This window comes from Rhizobium sp. P40RR-XXII, assembly GCF_012641405.1.
In the GTDB taxonomy this organism is placed as follows: domain Bacteria; phylum Pseudomonadota; class Alphaproteobacteria; order Rhizobiales; family Rhizobiaceae; genus Rhizobium.
Genome location: NZ_JABAII010000008.1, coordinates 225703 through 247760 on the forward strand (window position 1 = coordinate 225703; position 22058 = coordinate 247760).

Here is a 22058-nt window from a genome sequence, read left to right on the forward strand (position 1 = left end):
TCAAGCCTTCGGCTGATTGCCATTCATCACAGCCGTCACGGCATCGTCGACGCTGAAGCTGCAGCGGTGCTCGACGTCGGCAACACCGGCGGCCGTCATGAGATCGCGGACGCGGTCATGCACGCGGGCAAACTGGACGCGTAGACCCCTGCGCTGCATGACGCCGTCGAACTCCATCAGGGCGTCCATCGCGGTGCTGTCGATATCGGAACTCTCCTCCAGGCTGAGGATAACCGCCTGCAAGCCGGTTTCGCCGCGGCTGCCCGACAGGATCTCGCTGAAGATCGTATCGGCATTGCCGAAAAACAGGGTTTCTCCGGGGCGCCAGATGGCAATACCGGGTATTTCGGAGGCATCGTCATGCCTGCCGACATCGATGAAGTCATGACTGTCGTTCAGCCGGCCGAGGCGAGCGACATGCGGCGAAGCCAGGCGGTGCATCATCGCCGCGAGCGAAAGGGCGATCGCCAGCAGCATGCCGTTGAGGACGCCGAAAGCCAGCACGCCGACAGCAGCGCCCAACGCCACGTAAAAATCGCGATGGAGACGGCGCAGACGCAGGATCGGGCTGGGGTCGAGCGCATGGGTCAGGGCCGCGATCACGACGGCGGCCAGCACCGGCTCGGGCAGAAGCGCAACGAGCGGCCCGGCGCAGGCAATCAGGATCGCAAGGCCGATCGCCGCGAAGACGGTGGTCGCCCGCGTCTTCGCCCCCGCTGCCTCGCTGGCGAAGCCGGCCGAAAATCCCGCGCCGACCGGCATGCCCTGGACGATGGCGCTGGCAATGTTCGCGGCACCGAGCGCGCCAAGCTCGCGGTTGATCTCCAGCGTCTCGCCGTAGCGCAGCGCCAGAGCCCGCATCGTGCCCCAGGATTCGGCAAAGAGGATGAGCACGAGAGGTACCGTGAACTGCACCAGGCGCGAATAGGCGGCCCAGCCCGCATCCGGCAGCGACGGCCATTGCGGCAGGATCTCGATTGCCCCGACCAGCTTGACGCCATGGCCCTCCAGGCCAAAGAGGTAGGAGGCGAGGATGCCCGCGGCAAGCACGAGAAAAGCGCCGGGAATGCCCGGCAGCCGCTTCAGCAGCAGCAATGCCGCCAGTGCGACGATGCCGACGGCAACGCTGATCGGATTCCATTGCAGGGCCGCGCCGAAGAGTGCTGCGGTGTAGGTGAGAATGTTCGAACCCTGCACGGGCACGCCGACCAGGATCGGCAGCTGATGCAGGATGATGGTGATTGCCAGTCCCAGCGCGAAGCCGCGCAGCACGGGCCGTGAAATAAAGCCGGTGATGCCGCCAAGGCGCAATGCGCCGGCAACGGCGAACAGAATGCCGGCAAGCGCCACGGCAACCGTGGCAAGGCCCGCCTTGACCGTGGCATCGCCCGGAACCACCGCCAACGTTGCGGCGAGAATGGCGGCCGAGGAGGATGTGGGGGAGACGATCGCAAAGCGGCTGCGGCCGAATAGGGCATAGACGAGACATCCGGCAATGCCGGCGAGAATGGCCCGATGCGGCGGCAGACCGGCAATACCGGCATAAGCGACCGCTTCCGGCAACATCAGTCCGGCGACCGATACGCCCGCGACGAGATCCGCCCTATCCACCACGAACCAACTGCCCAGCTTCGTCATCGGTCACCGACTATAGGTATGGCCCATCCACCCATGGATAGAGATTCGCCGCCGGGCTGCAACAGGAAAATACAGGTCGTAACCGGTCTTACGCAGCCGCCTCCGCGCTGCGCAACGGACAGCTTCCGCCGACGATGTCGCTGACGAAATCCATCACCGCGCGGATGGCCGGCGACCGGCGCAGATCAGGATAAGTGACCAGCCAGAGGTCCCGTGTGGGGGAGGGAACCGCCGCCGGCAGGCGCGTCAGCTCCACTTCGCTGTCGCCCAAAAAGGTTGGAAGCGCCACGACGCCGAGGCCGGCGCGGGCGGCCTCCAGCTGTCCGAAAACATCGGTGGCGCGAAACACGATCGGGCGGCCTTCCAGCAGGCTTCGAAGCCAGGTCTGCTGCGTCAGATGCTCCATTGCCGCGTCGTAACCGATGAAGACCCAATCCGCCTCGGGCTTTTGCGCCACGGCCGGAATGGCGTAGAGGCCGAAGCGAATGACGCCGATACGCCGAACCAGGAGATCGCTCTCCTCCGGCCGCGTCATGCGCACGGCGATATCGGCCTCCCCGTAGTTGAGCGCGGCGCGGCGGGTGACGCCGGCAATCGTCAGGGTAATGTCCGGATGCTCTTCGCGGAAGAGAACCGCCTTCGGGGCAAGAAGATGGGCCGCGATCGACGGCGGCGCGCTGACCTTGACCGCCGCGGAAAGCCCGGCGACGGCGCTCTTTGAATAGCGCCTGATCGCTTCGACATTCTCCACCATCCCCGCCACCAGTTCGGCAATGGCGCGGCCGTCGGCCGTCAGCGGCGAGGTACGCGGCCGCCGGTCGATCAGGCGCAGATCGAGCGAACGCTCCAGTGCGGCAATGCGGCGGCCAACCGTTGCGTGATCCACGCCAAGCTCCCGCGCCGCTGCGGAAAGCGAGCCGGTTCGCGCGAGGGCGGCAAAGTGAAGAAGGTCCTGCCAGTCGATCATCGGTGCATTATTGCACAGATGCGGTGAGTTCATACCGAATTTATTCAGGTCGATGTTTATGGTCAAAGATCTCCCGAAAGGAGACTTCAGCATGCCCCTAGCGATTGCCATTACCGGCCCGGGCGGACCCGAGGCCATGAAAGTCGTCGATCTCCCCGCCACCGAGCCGGGTCCCGGCCAGGTCCGGATCCGCCAGAGCATTTCCGGCGTCAACTTCGTCGACATCTATGTCCGTTCCGGGCTCTACCCGCTGCCGCCCGGTCAGAGCGTGCTCGGCTTCGAAGGCGCCGGCATCGTCGAGGCCCTCGGTCCCGGCGTCAACGAGCTGAAGGCGGGCGACCGCGTCGCCTATATCGGCCATCCGCTCGGCAGCTATGCCGAGGTGCGCACGTTATCGGCCGCCCGTCTGGTGAAATTGCCCGATGGCGTCAGCGAGCGCGTCGCCGGCAGCACCATGCTGCGCGGACTGACGGCGCATATGGTGCTCCAAAAGGTCTATCCCGTGAAAGCAGGCGAATGGGTGCTGGTTCACGCGGGAGCGGGCGGCCTCGGCCAGCTCGTCACGCGCCTTGCCAAGCGGATCGGCGCGAACGTCATTGCGACGGTCGGTTCCGAAGCCAAGGTTGGCTTCGCCTACGAGGCCGGAGCCGATGTGGTTCTCCTGCACACAGCCGAGGATTGGGTCGTGGAAACGCGCCGCATTGCCGATCGCCGAGGCGTGCATCTCGCCATCGACGGCATCGGCGGCACCATGCTGTCGCAGACCTTTGCCGCCGTCCGTCCTTTCGGAATGGTCGCAAGCCTCGGTCAGGCGGCCGGCCCCATTCCGCCGATCCAGATAGAGGAGCTGACCGCTCCCCGCGCGATCGGCCTATCTCGCCCGAGCGTATTGACCTATGCCAACGATCCAGAGCTCTATCGCCAAGGCACGACCGCGCTGATGGCGGCGCTGCAGGCCGGACTGGTCAACCCGATCGGCGCCGAATACGAGCTGAAGGATGCGGCGAGAGCTCATGCCGATCTTGAGGCGGGACGAACGACGGCCAGTGTCGTCTTGACGATGTAAGGCCTTTCAAGCGGGGCCTGCAAAACCGGCCCCGCTTTCGCAATGCTCGGCTTCAGCTCCCACGCACACTCAATTCATCCCGTCAATGGCTTTTGCTGCAAGGCAGCAATTCGTTGACCATGCCCGCCTTTGCCTGATACCGATTGTCCGTGGCGATGCACGGCCTCCGGCTGCCACCGTCATGGCTATCCGATACCGAACCCCGTTCCTTCGTGGCAAACAGCATGGACATCGTTATCGATGTCCGCAGGCGATATCCCGTGAACACTGCCTCCCAGACCATCCGGTCCGCCTCGACCCTATCCCTTCTGTCGATCGTCGCACTGACATTCTTCGGCTATGCCGCCATCGGCCTTCCGCTCGCGGTTCTGCCCACCTATGTCGACAGTGGCCTCGGCTTCGGCGTCGTCTGGGCCGGCATCGCCGTCAGCACGCAATATGTGGCGACCATCGTCAGCCGTGCCCAGGTCGGGCGGCTCTGCGATCAATACGGGCCGCGCCGTTCGGTCTTTCTCGGCTTCCTTGCCTACGGCCTGTCAGGCGCATTGACGATCGCCTCCACATTTGCGGTCCATGTGCCTACGGCGAGCCTTGCCCTTCTGCTTGCCGGGCGGCTGGCGCTCGGCATCGGCGAAAGCTGGGTGAGCACCGCGGCGATCACCTGGGCGATCGGTTTGATGGGATCGCGCGAAACCGTCCGCATCATCTCGTGGAACGGCATCGCCACCTATGGAGGCATTGCGCTCGCCGCACCTTTCGGTGCATGGTTGCAGGGCCAATACGGCTTCTTCACCATCGGCGTCGTCACCATCGTCCTTGCCGTCGCCGGGTTCTTGCTGGCACAGACTCGTCCGCCCGTTCCGGGCGTGAAGGAAAAGGGCATCGGTACCGGCCAGGTCTTGAGCCGCGTGGCGCCATATGGCGTCGCCCTTGCCCTCGCCTCCAGCGGCTTCGGTGTCGTCATGGCCTTCGTCGCGCTGTTTTTTCATAGCCGCAACTGGGAAGGCGCCTCGTTCGCCCTTAGTGCTTTCGGCCTTGCCTTCATGGGCGTACGCCTCGGCCTTGCGCAGGCAGTCGCACGTTTCGGCGGCCTGCCGCTGGTGCGCATCTCCCTTGTCATCGAGATCGTCGGCCTGGTGGCGCTTGCCCTTGCGCCCTCCCCGACCGTTGCCATCATCGGCGCGGCGCTGGCGGGCGCCGGCTTCGCGCCTGTCTTTCCGGCACTCGGAAACGAAGCGATGGAGCGCATCCCGCCGCAGAACCGCGGCGTCGCGCTCGGGCTCTATTCGATCTTTCTCGATGTGTCGCTCGGCTCGACCGGACCGATCGCGGGCCTTTTTGCCGATCATCTGGGTTATGCCGCGCCCTTCTCCTTCGGGGTCGGCGCGGTCCTGCTCGGCCTGATCCTGAGCTTCTGCCTGCGCGGAAACCGCAACCACTGAAGCCATTTTTCGCCGTTCGCCACAATCCTGATTCCGGCGCGCAACGACAAACGGTTGCGGTCCGCAGTCAAGGCTTGGTATGCGTCTCTCATCATGACCAGCAGGAGGCCCGCCCATGAACGTCACCGAAATCGTCATCGAAGGCGACACTCCCGGGATCGCCTGGCGGCTGCCGGTTCTCCATTTTGCCGGCAGCAAGGGCGATGCGCCGAAGATCTATATTCAGGCGGCGTTGCATGCCGGCGAACTGCCGGGCACGGCCTTGGTGCATTTCCTCTGCGAGCGCCTGCGGCAGGCGGAAGCGGCAGGCACCATTCTGAGCGATATCGTCGTCGTACCGCATGCCAACCCGATCGGCGCGGCACAATCGCACTTCGGCGAGATGCAGGGCCGTTTCGACCTGGGCTCACGCACCAATTTCAACCGCGATTTCCCGCTGATTTCGGTCCGCGACCGTGATCTCCTCATCGAAAACCTGGAACGCTATCCCGCTGTCGACCGGCTGAAGCGCCAGCTGATCCACATGGCACTCGGCGCCGATCTGGTGATCGATCTCCATTGCGACGACGAATCCCTGCAATATGCCTATATCGACGAGGCCTTCTGGCCCGAGGCTTCCGATCTTGCCGCGGTATTGAGGATGGATGCCGTTTTGTTGTCGGATGGCGAAAGCTCGGCCTTCGAGGAGGCTGTGAGCTTCGCCTGGAAATACGAAGTACCCGGGGGAAAGAAGGCGAGGCTGCCGGGCAAGCTTTCGGTGACGGTCGAATTGCGCGGCACGCGCGACGTCTATCCGGAGATGGCAAAGGAAGATGCCGCGGGGCTCTGGCGCTTCCTGGCCGCGCGCGGCGCAGTGCAGGATGAAAGCGTGAGGCCCGGCGCGTTCGATGGCCCGGCCGTGCCGCTCGACAATGTGGAGATGATCCGCGCACCGCAGGCCGGCACCGTGCTTTTCCATCGCAATATCGGCGAGCGGGTCGCAGAAGGCGATCTGCTGGCGACCATCATCACCGCGCCCGGCATGCCGGATGGAACCATCGATGTCCGCGCGCCGCAGGCAGGCCTGATCGTGACCCGCGTCTCCGACCGGCTGGTGCGGCGTCGCGGCGATTTGATGAAGATCGGCTCCGATAAGCCAAGCTCCGTCACCCGCAAGCCGGGAACGCTGGAAGACTGATCTATGCAATGGACGAGGGAACGGCCTGGCCACCCGGCCGGCTTTCACCGCGCTTCATTCGCGTGCTATGCCCTACCGGACAGCAAGAGACGGATTCGACATGACGATCACCATTTACGGCATCAAGAACTGCGACACGATGAAGAAGGCCCGGACCTGGCTCGAGGGCCACGGCATCGCCTATGATTTCCACGACTACAAGGCCGTCGGCATCGACAGGGATCATCTGGAGCGCTGGACGAAGGAAGCGGGATGGGAAGTCGTGCTCAACCGCGCCGGCACCACCTTCAAGGCTCTGCCGGAAGCGGATCGAATTGACCTTTCGAAGGACAAGGCCATTGCGCTGATGCTGGCGCAGCCCTCGATGATAAAGCGTCCGGTGCTGGAGGCAGACGGCAAATTGCTGGTTGGATTCAAGCCCGATATTTATGCGGCAGCATTCGGCAAGGCCGCCTAGAGATAAGTCCATGTCAAAAACGACCCGCGCGACGCAAGTGCTGACCCAGGCGAAAGTCGCCTTCACGGTGCATGCCTATGACTACGATCCGAATGCGGAGCGTGTCGGCCTGCAGGCGGCGGAAGCACTCGGCGAAGAGCCGCATCGCGTGCTGAAGACGCTGATGGCGGAGGTGGACGGCAAGCCGGTCTGCGCCGTCGTCCCCTCCGACCACGAAGTCAGCATGAAGAAGCTCGCCGCAGCCTTCGGCGGCAAGTCGGCGGCCATGATGAAGCCCGTCGATGCAGAGCGCCTGACGGGCTATCATGTCGGTGGCATCAGCCCCTTCGGCCAGAAGAAGATCGTTCCGACGGCGATCGAGGCGCAGGCGATGACCGAGACCTATGTCTATATCAACGGTGGCCAGCGTGGCCTGCAGGTGCGGTTGAACCCGCAGGATGCCTTGACCGCGCTCAAGGCCAAGGCCGCGTCGCTGATTGCCTGATGATTTCCCAAAGTCGGACAAACCGCCTTCAATTTCGCAGCAAACCGGTCTAAGTCTTCTGACCATTCTTTCGATATCAGCCAAGCAGGTTTCGTCATGACATCAGCCTCCCCCAACCATCATCCCGTCGATCACGCCAAGCTGGAAAAGCTTGCGGAAGTAGCCGTAAGGGTCGGGTTGCAGCTGCAGGCCGGTCAGGATCTGCTCATGACGGCGCCTGTCGCGGCGATGCCGCTGGTGCGGCTGATCACGCGCGAGGCCTACAAGGCCGGCGCCGGTCTCGTCTCCACCTTCTATTCGGACGAAGAGACGACGCTTGCCCGCTATGAATACGGCCAGGACGTGAGCTTCGACCGCGCAGCGACATGGCTTTACGAGGGCATGGCCAAGGCCTTCTCCAACAACACGGCGCGTCTTGCCATTGCCGGCGACAATCCGATGCTGCTGTCCAATCAGGACCCGAACAAGGTGGCGCGCGCAAACCGCGCCAATTCTGCCGCCTACAAGCCGGCGCTGGAAAAGATCTCGAACTTCGACACCAACTGGAACATCGTCTCCTATCCGAACGCCTCCTGGGCGAAGCTGGTCTTCCCGAACGATCCGGAAGCAATCGCCGTCGCCAAGCTCGCCAAGGCGATCTTCTCTGCCTCGCGCGTCGATGTCGAAGATCCGATCGCGGCATGGGCCGAGCACAATGCCACCCTGCACAAGCGCTCGGCATGGATGAACGGTCAGCGCTTCGCCGCCCTGCACTTTCAGGGACCGGGCACCGATCTGACCGTCGGCCTGGCGGACGGCCATGAATGGCATGGCGGCGCCTCGACGGCCAAGAACGGCATCACCTGCAATCCGAACATTCCGACGGAAGAGGTCTTCACCACGCCGCATGCGCTGCGCGTCGAAGGCCATGTCTCGTCGACGAAGCCGCTATCGCATCAGGGCACGCTGATCGACAATATCCAGGTGCGCTTCGAAGGCGGCCGGATCATCGAGGCCAAGGCGACGCGTGGCGAGGAAGTGCTGAACAAGGTGCTCGACACCGACGAAGGTGCGCGCCGACTCGGCGAAGTGGCGCTGGTACCGCATTCCTCGCCGATTTCGGCGAGCGGCATCCTGTTCTACAACACGCTCTTCGACGAAAATGCCTCGTGCCATATCGCGCTCGGCCAGTGCTATTCCAAGTGCTTCGTCAATGGAGCCACGCTCAGCCAGGAACAGATCAAGGCACAGGGCGGCAATTCCAGCCTGATCCACATCGACTGGATGATCGGCTCCGACAAGGTCGATATCAATGGCATTAATGCGGATGGTTCGCGCGTGCCCGTCATGCGCAAGGGCGAGTGGGCGTAGGGACGCCCGGACATTTCGACGCTATCGTGCCGCGGTACTCTTGCCGCGGCATTTTTTTGACAGAATGCCCGAGCTCAGATCGTCGTCAGGGCTTTCCTGATGCGGGCGAGATGCGCCTTGCGTCCGGCTTCGGTGACGCGGTCCATGTCGTGCAGCGCCAGCATGCGAAAATTCAGCCGCTTGGCGCAAAAGGCGGCGATGCCGCGTTTCAGCAGGCGCCGCACCGGATTGCCCATATAGAGATGCACGATCCACCAGGGCGAGCCGGTTGTTGTCAGCGCCCAAAACAGGCGGATATTGGTGAGTTGCGGCACGATGCGCCCGCCGGCCGGATCGTGGGCAAAGGCAACACCGGGCGCAAAAGCGCGATCGAAAAAGCCTTTGAGAATGGCTGGAAAATTAAACCACCATTGCGGAAAGACCAGGATCAGCCCGTCGGCCGCCCGCAGGCGCGAGACGATGGCATCGACGCCGGACGTATCATAGGGTTGGTCGAAATAACCGCGCCGCTCGGCCTCTGAAAGACAGGGATCGAAGCCCTCGCGATAGAGATCGAGCAGGTCAACCTCGTGCCCGCCGGCAGCAAGCGTTTCCTGCGCAAGCTTCGCTACGGCGGCGGCGAAGCTATCCTCCAGCGGATGGGCCAGCACCAGCAGGATGCGCATCAGAAAAGGCTTCCCTGTTTCGGCGGAGCGGCAGGCTCAGTCGGCTTGGTCGCGCGCTTCTTTGCAGGCGGAGCGCCTGATGATGACGTGGTCGAATACGGCGGCGCGGCATCATCGCCGGTGACGGCGCCGATGCGGCCATCCGTGAATTCGATCGAGATCGCAGCACCCGTCGAAAGCGCCGCCGCCAGCGAAACCGGACGATCGTCTTCGTCGCGCACGACGGCGTAGCCGCGCTTCAGGACATTCTTGTAGGAGAGCGACTGCAGGATGCGCTCCTGCGCCACCAGCTCGCTGCGGGCGCGGGCCAGCTGATGGCGGATGGCGGTATCGGCGTGACGGACGAGATTGCCGAGGCGATCCCGGGCGCGGCCTGTCTGCGCCTCGAGGCGTGATGGCAGTGTGGCAAAGACGGCATCGGCCCGTTCGATGCGGGCGCGGGAACGGTCGAGCATACGCTCGATGGTCCGCTCGGCGCGGGTCATCCGTTCGCCCAATTGCTGACGGCGCTCCGCGATCCGATTCGACAGGATATCCGGCCGCAGCTGCGAGGCCATGCGCTCGAAGGAGCGGCGCTTGTTCAGCGTGTTCAGCTCCAACCCACGGCCGAGACCGGCGGCAGCCTCGTCGAAGCGGCGGCGCGGCAGGGCCAGGATCTGATCGAGCGAAGGCAGGGCGCGTAGCAGCGCGCGCACCGCCTGCCGCCGCTGATCCATCTGTCTCGTCATTCCGCCCTGCAGCCGGGCGGCAAAACTTGCAAGCTGCGCCTCCAGTTCGGCCTTGACCGGCACGGCCATTTCGGCGGCACCCGTCGGCGTCGGCGCGCGCACGTCGGCGGCATAATCAATCAGCGTCCAATCGGTCTCGTGGCCGACGGCCGAGATCAGCGGGATGTCGCTGGCGGCGGCAGCGCGGACGACGGCCTCGTCATTGAAGCTCCACAGATCCTCGAGACTGCCGCCACCGCGCGCGACGATCAGCACGTCGGGGCGCGGGATCGGCCCACCGGGTGCGAATTCATTGAAGCCGCGAATGGCGTTCGCTACCTCGTCGCCGGAACCCTCCCCCTGCACCTTTACCGGCCAGACCAGCACATGCACGGGGAAACGATCGGAGATGCGGTGCAGGATATCGCGGATGACGGCGCCGGTCGGCGAGGTGACAACGCCGATCACATCAGGCATGAAGGGGAGCCGGCGCTTGCGCTCGGGATCGAAGAGGCCTTCGGCGCCGAGCTTGCGCTTGCGCTCCTCGAGGAGCGCCATCAGGGCGCCCGCGCCGGCGGGCTCCAGGGTCTCGATGACGATCTGGTATTTCGACGAGCCCGGGAAGGTCGTCACCTTGCCGGTCGCGATGACTTCCATCCCCTCCTCGGGACGGAATTTCAGCTTGGAAAATGTGCCTTTCCAGATCACCGCGTCGATGCGGGAGCGGTCATCCTTCAGCGAGAAATAGGCGTGGCCCGAGGAATGCGGCCCGCGATAGCCGGAGATTTCCCCGCGCACGCGCACCTGGTCGAACGCATTTTCGACCGTGCGCTTGATCGATCCGGACAATTCCGAGACGGAATATTCCGTCAGGTTCGAAGGCGAATCATTCTCAAAAAAGCTGCTCATGTCCTCCTTCTACCCGATGCCGCGGTAAATGCGGAGCCTGGTGCGTACTCCTTAAGTCTGAATCGATCGAAGGAACGGATTGTGCGCATATTTAAGGTACTGCCGCCTCCTTTGCATGTCCCATAAAGGGCGCGGAGCCTATCGCTTCATGAAACGTTAACCCTGCTGGCAAAGCCTTTTTTAGCCATCCATGCGTAAACCTGTGCAAACAGGTTCTTGGTAAAGAGGATATGGAGCGATGATATTCGCGACCGCCACGATCATCGGTATTGCCGCCGGCCTGCAGCGCACGACGATCGGCGCGCTGCTCGGCGTGGCATTGGTGAGCATCGCCTTCATGGCGACGGTCGCGATATCAATCGTTCCGCCACCGCTGACGACACTGTTCATCGCGCTCGGCGGCTACAATCTAGGCTTCATCGGCTTTCTGATTACGGCGGACATGATGGAGCAACGCCGCGCCTGAGGCGCGTGGCTATCTTTCAGATTCGCGCCTCGCGCTTCACGTTCCCGATGTCGCGTCTGTCACTATCGCCGCCCAACGCCGCGCGACATGCTCCAGGTCACTCCCGCGGCTTGAAACGGAAGAAGCGAACCGCCGCATCTGCCGGGGCCGGGATCGGCTCCAGATAGGCCGGCACATGGCCTGCGCCGAGCTGAGCATAGAGCCCTTTCGACTTCATCTCCGACAGCAGTTCCACCTGCGGATCGTTCTTGCAGAAAGCAAGCAGGGTTACCTTCGCCTCGCGCAGAAGCGCCTCCGCCTGCCGCGGTTCCGCAAGGGCGATATGCAGCTCGGCCAGCATCCCGGCCTGATCGCGATGATAAGGGCCGGAGAGAGCCCGATGCGGCGCGAAGCGAAGCAGCGGCGCGCCCATGTTGGAAGCCGATACGATCACGCCGGGTTCCAGGCTGGAGATCGGCGCCAATGCCGCCTTGGAAGCGCAATCGGCAGTCTCCTCGGCCTTGGCGCGCTCTGCGACGAGAAGGCTGTTGCTGAGACGCTTGCTGGCAAGCGCACCCCCGATGGCCCAAACGGCTGGGACGGAGACGAGAGCCGCAACCACGTAGAGCAAGGCCGATCGCAGGTTTTTCGTATCGGCCATGTAATTGCGCCTGAATTCAGCGATCAATAGGGCCAAAGGTGGGATGGCCAGCAGGTTGGCGAATTCCGCGCCGCGCACCTGCACAAGCGCGATCACCCAATTGACGGCGACCAGAGCCATCAACACTGCGTGCAGGCCTGATCGATTGCCTCGCAGGATGCGGAATGCACAAACGACCATCGCCAGGAAGCCCGTCGCATAGAAGGCGCCGAGCGTATCCGGCTCGCGGCGGGCCATCGAAAGGATCGACTGTGCCTCGGTCACCTTGCTCAGCCAGACATCCACCAACATCGGATCCAGATCGGCAAGCGGATTGCGCAGGCATTGCGGCGCGAGCGCAACGGTGGTGGCAAACACGAACGTCCCATTGGCCAGCAAGACCGCAATGCGCCACGGCCGCGACAGACGGCTGGCAAAGAGCGCCGATAGGAGAAGCCCGACGCAGCCGGCGCTGGTGATGCCGTAGAAGCCAAGCGAGAGATTGTCGCAGGTAACGGTCGAATAGAGGCGCGGCGGCACCAGCGAGAAAAAGGCCGCGCTGACGGCAATCGTCAGCGTCAGGACAAAGGCCTTGGCAGCAGGTGCGAAGTCTTCACCCTTCCAGGTCCACAAACAGGCGACCGACATGCAGGCGACGGCGACAAAGGGCGTCGTCTCCGCGCCGATGCCGAGCTGGATGGCAAGGGCGATGGCGGCGATGGCAAAGTTGCGCGGCCGATAGCTCTCATCGACCAGCATGGCGACAGTGAGGGCGACAAGGCCGAGCTGGACATTGTCGTGATCGATGGAGCCCGGCACGAAGCGCGGCGAGATGACCACGAACAGCGAGGTCAGGATCAGCGAGAAATGCATGCCTTCCGCGCCGGCGATGCGGCGGCCTGCAAGGCCCATGAAGAACATCAACGGCAGGATGAGCATGAGCGGCCAGACGGTCAGTGCCGCCGCTTCGGCGCCTTCCGGCGAAAAGAAGATCCGGAAGAAAAGGATGAGGCTTGCGATCGGCAGATCGATGAAGCGCGACCAATGCATCAGCGTCCCGCCTTCGAGGCCGAGACGATATTGCATCATGTCGAACCAACCCTGACCGGCGAGAAAGTCGCGCACTTCGACAAGACGCATGGCGTCGTCATTGTCCGGGCCGACATAGTCCGTGAGGTTACGATGAATGACGAGCTGCGCGATGATGACGACGACGGCATAGATGAACGCGACCAAGGCAGGATGAGACCAGTATCGCGACGCCGTCTTCTCCGCCGCTCCGGCTGCCTCGGGCGGCATTGCCAAGCTTTGCGCCATATCGATGAACCCCAGTTGGAATTATATTCGAGGCCATACGCTAGTGGCTGCGCATCAAAAAACAGTAAAGCGCCTGTGGGCCGCCGAATTCATCACGATAATGTTTTTCGCAGAGCCGGGATCCCGCCATTTTTATTGCGCAGCCATAGGGTCTTATTAACAGCCAGCGGGATAAGCTCTCGTCCGGATCGTCCATCAGGCCTCAACTTGATTTTATGCGTAGGAACAACCGGCCAAGACCATGTGGAATGAGAAGCTGAGCATCGCCGTTCTTCTGCCCTGCTACAACGAAGCTGCGACGATCGGCGACGTCGTGCGCGGTTTCCGCAAGGCGCTGCCGCGGGCGACGGTCTACGTCTACGACAACAATTCGACCGATGGCACAGCGCTGCACGCCATGCTCGCGGGCGCGACCGTGGTGCGCGAGCGCCGGCAGGGCAAGGGGCATGTGGTGCGGCGCATGTTCGCCGACATCGAGGCTGATATCTATCTTATGGCCGATGGCGACGGCACCTACGCGCCCGAGGACTCCGAAGAGCTGATCCGCACGCTGCTGACCGAGGGATCCGACATGGTCGTCGGCACCCGCCGCAACGTCCATAGCGATGCCGGACGGCAGGGTCATGCCTTCGGCAACCGCATCTTCAACTGGCTCTATCGCACCATTTTCGGTGCCGATTTCACCGATATCTTCTCCGGCTACCGGGCCTTCTCACGCCGCTTCGTCAAAAGTTTCCCGGCCGTGTCAGGCGGCTTCGAGATCGAGACCGAAATGTCGGTGCATGCATCGCGGCTGAAGCTGCCCGTCAGCGAACTGGAACTCGACTACGGCCGGCGGCCGGAAGGCTCACACTCCAAGCTTTCCACCTTTCGTGACGGCGGCAAGATTCTCTGGATGTTCGCGATGCTGATGAAGGAAACGCGGCCCTTCGCCTTCTTCGGCATCCTGAGCGCCGTCGCCATGGAGCTCAGCGTCGGTTTCGGCATTCCGGTCCTTGTCGAATATTTCGAAACCGGGCTGGTGACGCGCATGCCGACCTGGGTGCTTTCCGTGGCGCTGACGATGATCGCCTTCATGCTGTTCACGGCCGGCTTGATCCTCGATTCGCTCGCCCGCGCCCGCGCGGAACAGCTGCGCATCCACTATATGAGTCTCGCCAAGCCGGCTTCCCGCGAAAACGGCGACGATCGGACGGTCTACATGGCCGAGCTCGAAAAGCCGGCAAGCCGGAAGAAAAGGGCCAAGGCTGCATGAAGAAGCTGTTTCGCTTCCTGATCGCCGGCGGCGTCGGCTTTGTCGTCGATGCCGGCGTGTTGCATCTGTTGCTGTGGTTTACGCCCTTCGGCCCCTTCGTCGGCCGGGCGGTCTCGATCCCGAGTGCGCTGCTTGCCACCTGGTTCATCAACCGTAACTTCACCTTCGGCCGATCCGAACGCTCGCTGGCGGCGGAAGGCTTCCGCTACGGTTCGGTCGGCCTGACCTCGGCCCTCTTGAACTATGCTCTGTTCAGCTCGTTGCTGATGGCCGAGCCGGCGCTGCGACCGATCATCGCTTTGACGCTTGCTTCGGCGGCGGCAACGGCGTTCAGCTTCTTCGGCTATTCACGCTTCGTCTTCCGCCACCGGCAAAACCCTTAAATTCTATCAGACCGGCTCCCAGCCATCTTTCTCGCTGGCGCGATAGATGGCGTCGATGACCTTCTGGTTGAGCTTCGAGCTTTCCAGCGATACGACCTCCGCACCTTGACCGAGCGCGGCCGAGGCGAAAGCCTCCGCCTCGCGCCTGTACTGGCGGCTGTCGGGGAAACGGAAGATCTGCGATTCCGAATGGCCGCGATTGGTCAGTTCCAGCTCTTCCGCGCCATAGCGATCGGCATTGAAGGGCGACTTCACCTCGATGAAGCCCTCGGTGCCATGGAAGACCATGACCTGCCGGTTGGCCATCTGCGTCGAGATATAGAAAGTGAGCTCGAAGTCGCCGAAGTCTGCCTTGACGCTGGAGTAGATGTCGGTGCCGAATTCCGGGTCACGCTCCGTCACCGCCTGGATGCGCAGGGGTTCGCGGCCGGTGACGAAACGGGTGCTGATCGTCGGATAGACACCGATATCGGGCAGACCGCCGCCGCCGAGTTCCGGAATATTGCGCATGTTGCCCGCATCGCGGTTGAAATAAGTGAAGGCGCCCTGGATGTGGCGCAAGCGGCCGATGGCGCCATCGGCGAGCAACGAGCGAACCTTCCGCCAGACCGGCGCATAGGTGACCATATAGGCTTCCGTCACCAGAACCTTGTTGCGGTCGCGGGCGGCGATCAGGCTGTCGATCTCTTCCGCCTTGAGCGCGATCGGCTTTTCACAGAGCACATGCTTGCCGGCCTCGGCGGCCTTGATCGTCCATTCGACATGCTGGGAGGTCGGCAGGGGAATGTAGACGGCGTCGATGGTATCGGAGGCGAGCATCTCCTCATAGGAGCCGAAGGCATGCGGCACGGAGAAACGGTCGGCCATCTGCCGGGCACGGGCGAGATCACGGCTGGCGATTGCCGTAACGACGCAGTTTTCCGCATCCTGAATGGCAGGCACGACCAGATCGCGGCCGATCTTCGCCGTCGACAGAATTCCGAAACGCAGCATGATCTCTCTCCTGAAACATCGTCCCGAAGCAGAGGGGCGCATGACGATGATCGCGACATGGCCCTCCGGCGGGATCCTTGGTGAACATGGTGGGGCAAGCGAAACGGGGGCGTTCCGCTCTGGACGAAACCGGCGCCAACCTTATTCGGCCCTTGCCGAAGGCGCAACGCCAGAGACGGCGCGTAGGCGCGAACGCGGCGGCACGACAACCTCCGCAGCATGTCCGTATTTGTCCTCTTTCTGTCTGTCAGATGGCTTTCGGAGCTTTAAAACGATGCCTAATCTCGGCTATCCTTCAAGCACAGGAGATACGAAAATGTCCCACGCTAATACCGCATTGCTCGTCATCGACGTCCAGGAATCCTTTCGCCAGCGTCCCTATTGGCAAACGGACGACCTGCCTGTTTTCACCAACCGCCTGCAGGCTCTGATCGACGGCGCCAAGGCAAAGGGAATTCCCGTCGTACAGATTTTCCATGTCGAGGATAGCGACGCGCATTTCAGCCTCAAGAATGGCTTCGTTCGCAAGCTCGATGAAATCTCGCTGGAGGCCGATGCCGTATTTCACAAGCGTCGCCATTCGGCGCTCGTCGGCTCCGGCCTCGATGTCTGGCTGGTGGCAAACGGCATCCGCAGGGTGATCGTTTCGGGTATCCGCACGGAACAATGCTGCGAGACGACCACCCGGCACGCATCCGATCTCGACTATGAGGTCGACTACGTCACAGAGGCGACGCTGACCTTCCCGATGACGCATGCCTCGGGCACGGTCTTCAGCGCCGATGATATCAAGAAGCGCAGCGAGCTGGTGCTGTCTGGCCGCTTCGCCCGCATTGCGACCGTCGAAGAGGCGCTTGCCGGCGCATCGATCCGGAGTGCCGCATGACGCAAAGCGACCGACGCCTCCATCGGCGGACCATTCCCGTTTACGTGCTTCTGCCGCCCTATACGCTGCTGATGGACGTGGCCGGACCGGTGGAGGTATTGCGCCGCGCCAATATCGAACAGGACGACGTCCTGTTCGATTATCAGTTTATCGCTGCCCAGTCAGCGCAGACGACTTCGGTCGGGCTGATGCTTGCCGATCTAAAGCCATTGCCCGATCACATTCCCGACGGCGCCTATGTCATCCTGTCCGGCAGCATCACGCCGCCCGACGATGCCGAGGATATCGAACCGGAACTTGCCAAGCTTGCGAGCTGGCTGAGAGGTGCGATCCGGCCGGGCATCACTCTCGTCACCATCTGCTCCGGCGCCGTGCTCGCCGCCCGCGCCGGGTTGATGGACGGCTATGCCTGCACCACGCATGCCGCCTGCCTCGACGAAGTTCGGGAACATGCGCCGACGGCAAGGGTTCTCGACAACCGGCTCTATGTCGAAGACCGGGACCGCTATTCGAGCGCCGGCATCACCACAGGCACAGACCTGATGCTGCATCTCGCCTCCAAGCTGACTTCGCCGGTGACGGCGCTGACGATTGCCCGGCACATGGTGGTCTACATGCGAAGGACGGGCGCCGAGCCGCAGCTTTCCCCCTGGCTCAGCGGCCGCAACCATGTGCACCCCGCTATCCATCGTGTTCAGGATGCAATCATGGCCGATCCCGCCCATGGCTGGTCGCTCTCCGAGCTTTCCGGCATCGGCGCGATGAGCGCGCGCCATATTTCCCGGCTGTTCCAGGAGCATGCCGGCCTGTCTGTCACGGCCTATGTCAACCTGATGCGGGTCACGCTGGCGCGCGACGTGCTCGCCAATTCGCGGCTGGACATGGAGGGCGTGGCGGAGAAATCCGGCTTTGCATCGCCGCGGCACATGCGCCGCGTCTGGTCGAAATACAACGCGCTGCCGCCAAGCCACTATCGGCGTTCGGCGGCGGAATAAAGAAATCGTTTGTGGCGTTCATCGCGAAAGGCCGCTAGCCTTGCCTTATCCCTTCGCGCCGGCGCCCGCTCGCCGACCTGCCCCTCAAGTGATTTGGAGAGATATCATGGACATGCGCAAGCTTGGACGAACCGATCTGTTTGTCGCCCCCATCGTGTTCGGCGGCAACGTCTTCGGCTGGACGGCCGATGAGAAAACCTCCTACGCACTGCTCGACGCCTTCTTCGACGCCGGCTTCAACACGATCGACACCGCCGATGTCTATTCCAGCTGGGTCCCCGGCAACAAGGGCGGCGATTCCGAAGAGATCATCGGCAAATGGCTGAAACAGGGCCGCGTTTCGCGCGACAAAGCCATCATCATCACCAAGGTCGGATCGGAGATGGGTCCGGACAAGAAGGGCCTCGAGGCCGGCTATATCATCGAGGCGGCCGAGGCCTCGCTGAAGCGGCTGCAGACCGATCACATCGACCTTTACCTGTCGCACTGGCCGGACCCCGAGACGCCGCATGAGGAATCGCTCGCCGCCTATGCCAAGCTGAAGGAACAGGGCAAGATCCGCCATGTCGGCTGCTCGAACCTCGATGCGACGCAGCTGCAGGCGTCGCTCGATGCCGCCGCCAAGGCGGGACTGCCGCGCTACGACGTGCTGCAGCCCGAATATAATCTTTATGCCCGCGACAGCTTCGAGGGACCGCTGGCGGACCTCTGCGTCAGGCAAGAGATCGGCGTCATCACCTATTTCAGCCTCGCAGCCGGCTTCCTGACTGGCAAGTACCGCACCAAGGCCGATACCGAGGGACGGGCACGCGAGAACCGGGTTGCCGCCTATCTCGACGACAAGGGCCTGCGCATTCTCGCAGCGCTCGACAAGGTTGCCGCCGAAACCGGCGCGAAACCCGCCGAGATCGCGCTTGCCTGGCTGTTGCGCAAGCGGGGCGTCACGGCTCCGATCGCCAGCGCGACTAGCCTCAGCCAGCTCGACGCGCTAATCAATTCGGCGAAGCTTTCGCTTTCCGATGACGCCATGCGCCTGCTCGACGCAGCCGGCGAATAGATAGAGGCCAAATAAACAAGGATGGGCCTATGACCGTGACAATCCGAGATGCCAGGCCCGAAGACGAGGCGCGCTGGCGCGCGCTATGGAACGGATATCTGGCCTTCTACGGCGTCACCATCGCGTCCGACATCACCGATGCGACATGGCGCCGGGTCTTCGATCCGGCGTCGGCCATCTTCATGCGCGTGGCCGAGGTCGACGGTGAAATGAAGGGCTTCACGCTCTGCATCACGCATGAGGGCACCTGGGTGCGCGCACCCGACTGCTATCTGGAAGACCTGTTCGTTGATGAAAGCGCCAGGGGCCGCGGCGTCGGCCGGGCGCTTCTGGACGATCTCGTCGCGCTCTGCAAGAAGAACGGCTGGGCTCGTCTTTACTGGCACACCGAAGAAGGCAATGCGACCGCCCGCAAGCTCTATGACAGCTACGTCGAGAGTGACGGGCATATTCGCTATCGCATCAACTTCTGAGCTTCGGGAAACTCTCATAATGGGCGGAATGATCGCCCTCCCAATTGGCCATGCCCGGCTTGGTCAGCATGCCGCGTGGGCTGACATAGCTCTGGATGGTTCGCATCGGCCGCTCGTGCCACTGGATATTGAAGGCCCATAGCTTCGGGAAGAAGCAGAGCGACGCATAGGGCAGATGATCGTGGATCCACCAGGCGAGCTTCTGCCAGTCGCCTTCATGACCGTGGTGGTCGATCAGCCAGGGCACGACGATGCAGACGGCCGCGCCCATGCAGCCGTCGAGATCACGCATGTCCCAGATATGGTGCGCTGCAGTGTGGGGATTGGTCGAGCAGTTCAGCCCGTTCTTGTTGCCGAAGGCGTTGACCTCGGGCGAGCGATAGCCGGAGCGGATATGTAGCCGGCCAAAGGTTGCCTCCAGCGGCTCCAGCAATTCCTCGCAGAGCCTGCGGCCCGTCTCGATCGCGAGATCGGGGTCTTCGGGGATATTGGGAATGCGATAGAAATCTGATATTTCCGAATGCAGGAAATCCCGAAAGAAGAAATTCTTCGACAGCCGGACACGGCCGAGATCCTCAAGCCCCTTCATCGATCCCGGTTTTCTCATCGCGGCAATCCCTTTCTGAAACCATCCGATCAGTCGAGACGAGTTATGGCATCGCCGCCACCCGATTTCTGTCAGCAGTCGTGCATTGCTTGTTCCAACGCAATTTCGAACGGTCTAAGGCCCGGTATATTTGAAGAAATCGATGAAGGCTCTGAGCGCCGGGCGCATCTGCCGACGGCTCGGATAGTAGATGCAGAAGCCGGGATAGGGCGGGCACCAGTCCTCGAGCACGCGGATGAGCTTGCCCTCGGCCAGTTCCTGCTGCACGCGGATATCGAACAGGTAGGCAAGGCCGGCACCGTTGACGGCCGCGAGAACCCCGAGCCGATCCTCGATCACGATCAAGGGTCCATCGATGGCAACGACCAGCTCGTGGCCATCCTTCTCGAATTCCCAGCGATAGATCGAGCCATCGGTAAATCGCCGCTTGATGCAGCGATGATGAACGAGATCGCGCGGATGCAGCGGCTTCGGGTTCTTCTCGAAATAGGCCGGGGAGCCGGCAATGACCGTGCGGATGTCAGGCGAGACCTTTACCGCGATCATGTCGCCCTCGATGCTCTCCTCCAGCCGGATGCCGGCGTCAAAGCCCTCCTTGACGATATCGCTGAAGCCGTCCTCGTTGGCGATCTCCAGCGTGATGTCGGGATAGGTGTTGAGGAAATCGCCGAGCCGCGGCGCCATCAGCAGATCCGAGGCAAAGCGCGGGGCGGTGATGCGCAGCGTGCCCGCCGGGCGGCCACGGGTCGCGAGCGTATCCTCCAGCGCGATATCGATTTCCTCCAGGGCCGGCGCCAGCCTTTGAAGCAACGCCTGGCCCTCCTCGGTCGGCAGCACGCTGCGCGTGGTGCGGGCAAGCAGCCGCACGCCGAGGCTTTCCTCGAGGCTGGAGACGGCATGGCTGACCGCGGAAGGTGCGATCGACAGTTCCTTGCCGGCAGCGCGGAAGCTGCGATGGGCGGCAACGGCGGCAAAAACCGTGAGTTGGGAGAGTTGCGTTCTGTTCATTGATCTAAATTATAGAACAGCCCGTTAGGATTTGCATGGATTTTCATTCATTATCCAGAACCTTAACTTGAGCGTGCAGGCAGCGGGCTTCGACCACTGCCGCTCCCATACGTCTCAAGAGGAACACACCATGAAAACCCGCAGGCTTGGTAAGGATCTCACCGTTTCCGCCGTTGGGCTCGGCTGCATGGGCATGAGCTTTGCCTACGGCGCCGCCGACGAGGCCGAATCCATCAAGACGCTCCATCGCGCCGTCGAACTCGGCGTCACCTTTTTCGATACCGCCGAAACCTATGGCCCCTTTACCAACGAGGAGCTGCTCGGCCGCGTGCTGAAGCCGGTTCGCGACCGCGTGGTCATCGCCACCAAATTCGGCTTCAAGCTCGACCATACGAAATCCGGTCCGGCCGCCATGATCGGCGTCGATAGCCGGCCCAAACATGTGAAGGAAGTCGCCGAAGCTTCGCTGAAACGGCTCGGCACCGATGTCATCGACCTTTTCTACCAGCATCGCGTCGATCCGAACGTGCCGATCGAAGACACGGTCGGCGCCATGGCAGAACTGGTGAGAGAGGGCAAGGTACGGGCGCTCGGCCTTTCCGAAGCTGGTTCCGCCACCATCCGCCGCGCCCATGCCGTGCATCCGATCGCCGCCCTGCAGAGCGAATATTCGCTGTGGAGCCGCGATCCGGAAGAAGATGTGCTTGCCACCTGCCGCGAGCTCGGCATCGGCTTCGTGCCCTACAGCCCGCTCGGCCGCGGTTTCCTGACCGGTGCGATCCACAAGACGGACGATCTGGCCGCCGATGACTTCCGCCGCTCGCTGCCGCGCTTCCAGAGCGAAAACTTCGATGCCAATACGGCATTGGTTGCGAGACTGCAGGCGCTTGCCGAGGAAAGGAGCGTCACGGCCGCACAACTGGCGCTCGCATGGGTGCTGCATCAGGGCGAGGATATCGTGCCGATCCCCGGCGCGCGCAAGCTGCACCATCTCGAGCAGAATGCGGCGGCTGCCGATATCGCGCTGTCGCCGCAGGAGCTGAAGGAACTCGGCGGCATCATCTCGCCCGAAACGGTCGCCGGCAAGCGGTATACCGATGCCTCCCTGGCGATGACGAACATATGACAAACGGGCTG

General features: G+C 62.7%; 22 protein-coding genes. 14 read left to right on the top strand and 8 right to left on the bottom strand.

All coding sequences use genetic code 11. From position 1 onward, the window contains the following. Together HGP16_RS17705 and HGP16_RS17710 are read right to left on the bottom strand one after the other, a co-directional pair. Entirely contained in the window at positions 1–1638 is a 1638-nt protein-coding gene (locus tag HGP16_RS17705; protein WP_168841318.1) for a SulP family inorganic anion transporter, read from the bottom strand. A gap of 88 nt (positions 1639–1726) precedes the next feature. Beyond that, entirely contained in the window at positions 1727–2671 is a 945-nt protein-coding gene (locus tag HGP16_RS17710; protein ID WP_246703519.1) for a LysR family transcriptional regulator, read from the bottom strand. 25 nt (positions 2672–2696) lie between these two features. On the opposite strand from HGP16_RS17710, the gene HGP16_RS17715 reads away from it, so the two are divergent. The 6 genes from HGP16_RS17715 (at position 2697) to HGP16_RS17740 (ending at position 8581) form a co-directional block, all read left to right on the top strand. Then, complete coding sequence (locus tag HGP16_RS17715; protein ID WP_168841319.1) at positions 2697–3671, top strand: quinone oxidoreductase family protein; 975 nt, start codon at positions 2697–2699, stop codon at positions 3669–3671. A 260-nt stretch (positions 3672–3931) separates the two neighbouring features. After that, positions 3932–5113, top strand: a complete 1182-nt coding sequence (locus HGP16_RS17720; protein ID WP_168841320.1) for an MFS transporter — start codon at positions 3932–3934, stop codon at positions 5111–5113. 115 nt (positions 5114–5228) lie between these two features. Beyond that, positions 5229–6290, top strand: a complete 1062-nt coding sequence (locus tag HGP16_RS17725) for a succinylglutamate desuccinylase/aspartoacylase family protein (protein WP_168841321.1) — start codon at positions 5229–5231, stop codon at positions 6288–6290. 100 nt (positions 6291–6390) lie between these two features. After that, positions 6391–6747 carry an ArsC family reductase gene (locus HGP16_RS17730; protein WP_168841322.1) on the top strand — a complete coding sequence of 119 codons (357 nt, stop codon included), beginning with the start codon at positions 6391–6393 and terminating at the stop codon, positions 6745–6747. A gap of 10 nt (positions 6748–6757) precedes the next feature. Continuing rightward, complete coding sequence (gene ybaK / locus HGP16_RS17735; protein WP_168841323.1) at positions 6758–7231, top strand: Cys-tRNA(Pro) deacylase; 474 nt, start codon at positions 6758–6760, stop codon at positions 7229–7231. Positions 7232–7327: 96 nt separating this feature from the next. Then, a complete protein-coding gene (locus HGP16_RS17740; protein WP_168841324.1) occupies positions 7328–8581 on the top strand; it encodes an aminopeptidase in 1254 nt (417 codons plus the stop codon). A 74-nt stretch (positions 8582–8655) separates the two neighbouring features. Here the strand turns inward: HGP16_RS17740 and HGP16_RS17745 are convergent, their stop codons facing one another. Next, positions 8656–9246 carry an NAD(P)H-dependent oxidoreductase gene (locus HGP16_RS17745; protein ID WP_168841325.1) on the bottom strand — a complete coding sequence of 197 codons (591 nt, stop codon included), beginning with the start codon at positions 9244–9246 and terminating at the stop codon, positions 8656–8658. Next, positions 9246–10862, bottom strand: a complete 1617-nt coding sequence (gene xseA / locus HGP16_RS17750) for an exodeoxyribonuclease VII large subunit (protein ID WP_168841326.1) — start codon at positions 10860–10862, stop codon at positions 9246–9248. The genes HGP16_RS17745 and xseA overlap by 1 nt, the downstream gene beginning before the upstream one ends. A gap of 238 nt (positions 10863–11100) precedes the next feature. Here xseA and HGP16_RS17755 point away from each other — a divergent pair, with 238 nt between their 5' ends. Beyond that, complete coding sequence (locus HGP16_RS17755; protein ID WP_168841327.1) at positions 11101–11328, top strand: homogentisate export protein; 228 nt, start codon at positions 11101–11103, stop codon at positions 11326–11328. A gap of 97 nt (positions 11329–11425) precedes the next feature. Here the strand turns inward: HGP16_RS17755 and HGP16_RS17760 are convergent, their stop codons facing one another. After that, positions 11426–13264 (bottom strand): hypothetical protein, encoded by a 1839-nt coding sequence (locus tag HGP16_RS17760; protein WP_168841328.1) that lies wholly within the window; start codon positions 13262–13264, stop codon positions 11426–11428. 241 nt (positions 13265–13505) lie between these two features. On the opposite strand from HGP16_RS17760, the gene HGP16_RS17765 reads away from it, so the two are divergent. Together HGP16_RS17765 and HGP16_RS17770 are read left to right on the top strand one after the other, a co-directional pair. Continuing rightward, positions 13506–14519, top strand: a complete 1014-nt coding sequence (locus tag HGP16_RS17765) for a glycosyltransferase (protein WP_168841329.1) — start codon at positions 13506–13508, stop codon at positions 14517–14519. Beyond that, positions 14516–14902, top strand: coding sequence for a GtrA family protein (locus HGP16_RS17770; RefSeq protein WP_168841330.1), 387 nt, complete (start codon positions 14516–14518; stop codon positions 14900–14902). The genes HGP16_RS17765 and HGP16_RS17770 overlap by 4 nt, the downstream gene beginning before the upstream one ends. Before the next feature lie 6 nt (positions 14903–14908). Here HGP16_RS17770 and HGP16_RS17775 read toward each other — a convergent pair whose 3' ends face one another. Next, entirely contained in the window at positions 14909–15895 is a 987-nt protein-coding gene (locus HGP16_RS17775; RefSeq protein WP_168841331.1) for a Gfo/Idh/MocA family protein, read from the bottom strand. 316 nt (positions 15896–16211) lie between these two features. Here HGP16_RS17775 and HGP16_RS17780 point away from each other — a divergent pair, with 316 nt between their 5' ends. The 4 genes from HGP16_RS17780 (at position 16212) to HGP16_RS17795 (ending at position 19306) form a co-directional block, all read left to right on the top strand. Then, a complete protein-coding gene (locus HGP16_RS17780) occupies positions 16212–16781 on the top strand; it encodes an isochorismatase family protein (RefSeq protein ID WP_168841332.1) in 570 nt (189 codons plus the stop codon). After that, positions 16778–17776, top strand: a complete 999-nt coding sequence (locus tag HGP16_RS17785) for a GlxA family transcriptional regulator (RefSeq protein ID WP_168841333.1) — start codon at positions 16778–16780, stop codon at positions 17774–17776. The genes HGP16_RS17780 and HGP16_RS17785 overlap by 4 nt, the downstream gene beginning before the upstream one ends. A 106-nt stretch (positions 17777–17882) precedes the next feature. Continuing rightward, a complete protein-coding gene (locus HGP16_RS17790) occupies positions 17883–18833 on the top strand; it encodes an aldo/keto reductase (protein ID WP_168841334.1) in 951 nt (316 codons plus the stop codon). A 29-nt stretch (positions 18834–18862) separates the two neighbouring features. Beyond that, positions 18863–19306 carry a GNAT family N-acetyltransferase gene (locus tag HGP16_RS17795; protein WP_168841335.1) on the top strand — a complete coding sequence of 148 codons (444 nt, stop codon included), beginning with the start codon at positions 18863–18865 and terminating at the stop codon, positions 19304–19306. Here the strand turns inward: HGP16_RS17795 and HGP16_RS17800 are convergent. Together HGP16_RS17800 and HGP16_RS17805 are read right to left on the bottom strand one after the other, a co-directional pair. Continuing rightward, positions 19296–19913 (bottom strand): hypothetical protein, encoded by a 618-nt coding sequence (locus HGP16_RS17800; RefSeq protein ID WP_168841336.1) that lies wholly within the window; start codon positions 19911–19913, stop codon positions 19296–19298. The two genes, HGP16_RS17795 and HGP16_RS17800, sit on opposite strands and share 11 nt — an antisense overlap. A 114-nt stretch (positions 19914–20027) precedes the next feature. Then, entirely contained in the window at positions 20028–20921 is an 894-nt protein-coding gene (locus HGP16_RS17805; RefSeq protein WP_168841337.1) for a LysR family transcriptional regulator, read from the bottom strand. A 130-nt stretch (positions 20922–21051) separates the two neighbouring features. On the opposite strand from HGP16_RS17805, the gene HGP16_RS17810 reads away from it, so the two are divergent. Then, positions 21052–22047, top strand: a complete 996-nt coding sequence (locus HGP16_RS17810; RefSeq protein WP_168841338.1) for an aldo/keto reductase — start codon at positions 21052–21054, stop codon at positions 22045–22047. The last annotated feature ends 11 nt before the right edge of the window (positions 22048–22058 follow it).

Excerpts from the sequence above, each read along its gene's own strand:
- HGP16_RS17705 (WP_168841318.1), bottom strand. The coding sequence starts at position 1,638 with ATGACGAAGCTGGGCAGTTGGTTCGTGGTGGATAGGGCGGATCTCGTC.
- HGP16_RS17715 (WP_168841319.1), top strand. The coding sequence starts at position 2,697 with ATGCCCCTAGCGATTGCCATTACCGGCCCGGGCGGACCCGAGGCCATG.
- HGP16_RS17725 (WP_168841321.1), top strand. The coding sequence starts at position 5,229 with ATGAACGTCACCGAAATCGTCATCGAAGGCGACACTCCCGGGATCGCC.
- HGP16_RS17730 (WP_168841322.1), top strand. The coding sequence starts at position 6,391 with ATGACGATCACCATTTACGGCATCAAGAACTGCGACACGATGAAGAAG.
- ybaK (WP_168841323.1), top strand. The coding sequence starts at position 6,758 with ATGTCAAAAACGACCCGCGCGACGCAAGTGCTGACCCAGGCGAAAGTC.
- HGP16_RS17740 (WP_168841324.1), top strand. The coding sequence starts at position 7,328 with ATGACATCAGCCTCCCCCAACCATCATCCCGTCGATCACGCCAAGCTG.
- HGP16_RS17745 (WP_168841325.1), bottom strand. The coding sequence starts at position 9,246 with ATGCGCATCCTGCTGGTGCTGGCCCATCCGCTGGAGGATAGCTTCGCC.
- xseA (WP_168841326.1), bottom strand. The coding sequence starts at position 10,862 with ATGAGCAGCTTTTTTGAGAATGATTCGCCTTCGAACCTGACGGAATAT.
- HGP16_RS17755 (WP_168841327.1), top strand. The coding sequence starts at position 11,101 with ATGATATTCGCGACCGCCACGATCATCGGTATTGCCGCCGGCCTGCAG.
- HGP16_RS17760 (WP_168841328.1), bottom strand. The coding sequence starts at position 13,264 with ATGGCGCAAAGCTTGGCAATGCCGCCCGAGGCAGCCGGAGCGGCGGAG.
- HGP16_RS17765 (WP_168841329.1), top strand. The coding sequence starts at position 13,506 with ATGTGGAATGAGAAGCTGAGCATCGCCGTTCTTCTGCCCTGCTACAAC.
- HGP16_RS17770 (WP_168841330.1), top strand. The coding sequence starts at position 14,516 with ATGAAGAAGCTGTTTCGCTTCCTGATCGCCGGCGGCGTCGGCTTTGTC.
- HGP16_RS17775 (WP_168841331.1), bottom strand. The coding sequence starts at position 15,895 with ATGCTGCGTTTCGGAATTCTGTCGACGGCGAAGATCGGCCGCGATCTG.
- HGP16_RS17780 (WP_168841332.1), top strand. The coding sequence starts at position 16,212 with ATGTCCCACGCTAATACCGCATTGCTCGTCATCGACGTCCAGGAATCC.
- HGP16_RS17785 (WP_168841333.1), top strand. The coding sequence starts at position 16,778 with ATGACGCAAAGCGACCGACGCCTCCATCGGCGGACCATTCCCGTTTAC.
- HGP16_RS17790 (WP_168841334.1), top strand. The coding sequence starts at position 17,883 with ATGGACATGCGCAAGCTTGGACGAACCGATCTGTTTGTCGCCCCCATC.
- HGP16_RS17795 (WP_168841335.1), top strand. The coding sequence starts at position 18,863 with ATGACCGTGACAATCCGAGATGCCAGGCCCGAAGACGAGGCGCGCTGG.
- HGP16_RS17800 (WP_168841336.1), bottom strand. The coding sequence starts at position 19,913 with ATGAGAAAACCGGGATCGATGAAGGGGCTTGAGGATCTCGGCCGTGTC.
- HGP16_RS17805 (WP_168841337.1), bottom strand. The coding sequence starts at position 20,921 with ATGAACAGAACGCAACTCTCCCAACTCACGGTTTTTGCCGCCGTTGCC.
- HGP16_RS17810 (WP_168841338.1), top strand. The coding sequence starts at position 21,052 with ATGAAAACCCGCAGGCTTGGTAAGGATCTCACCGTTTCCGCCGTTGGG.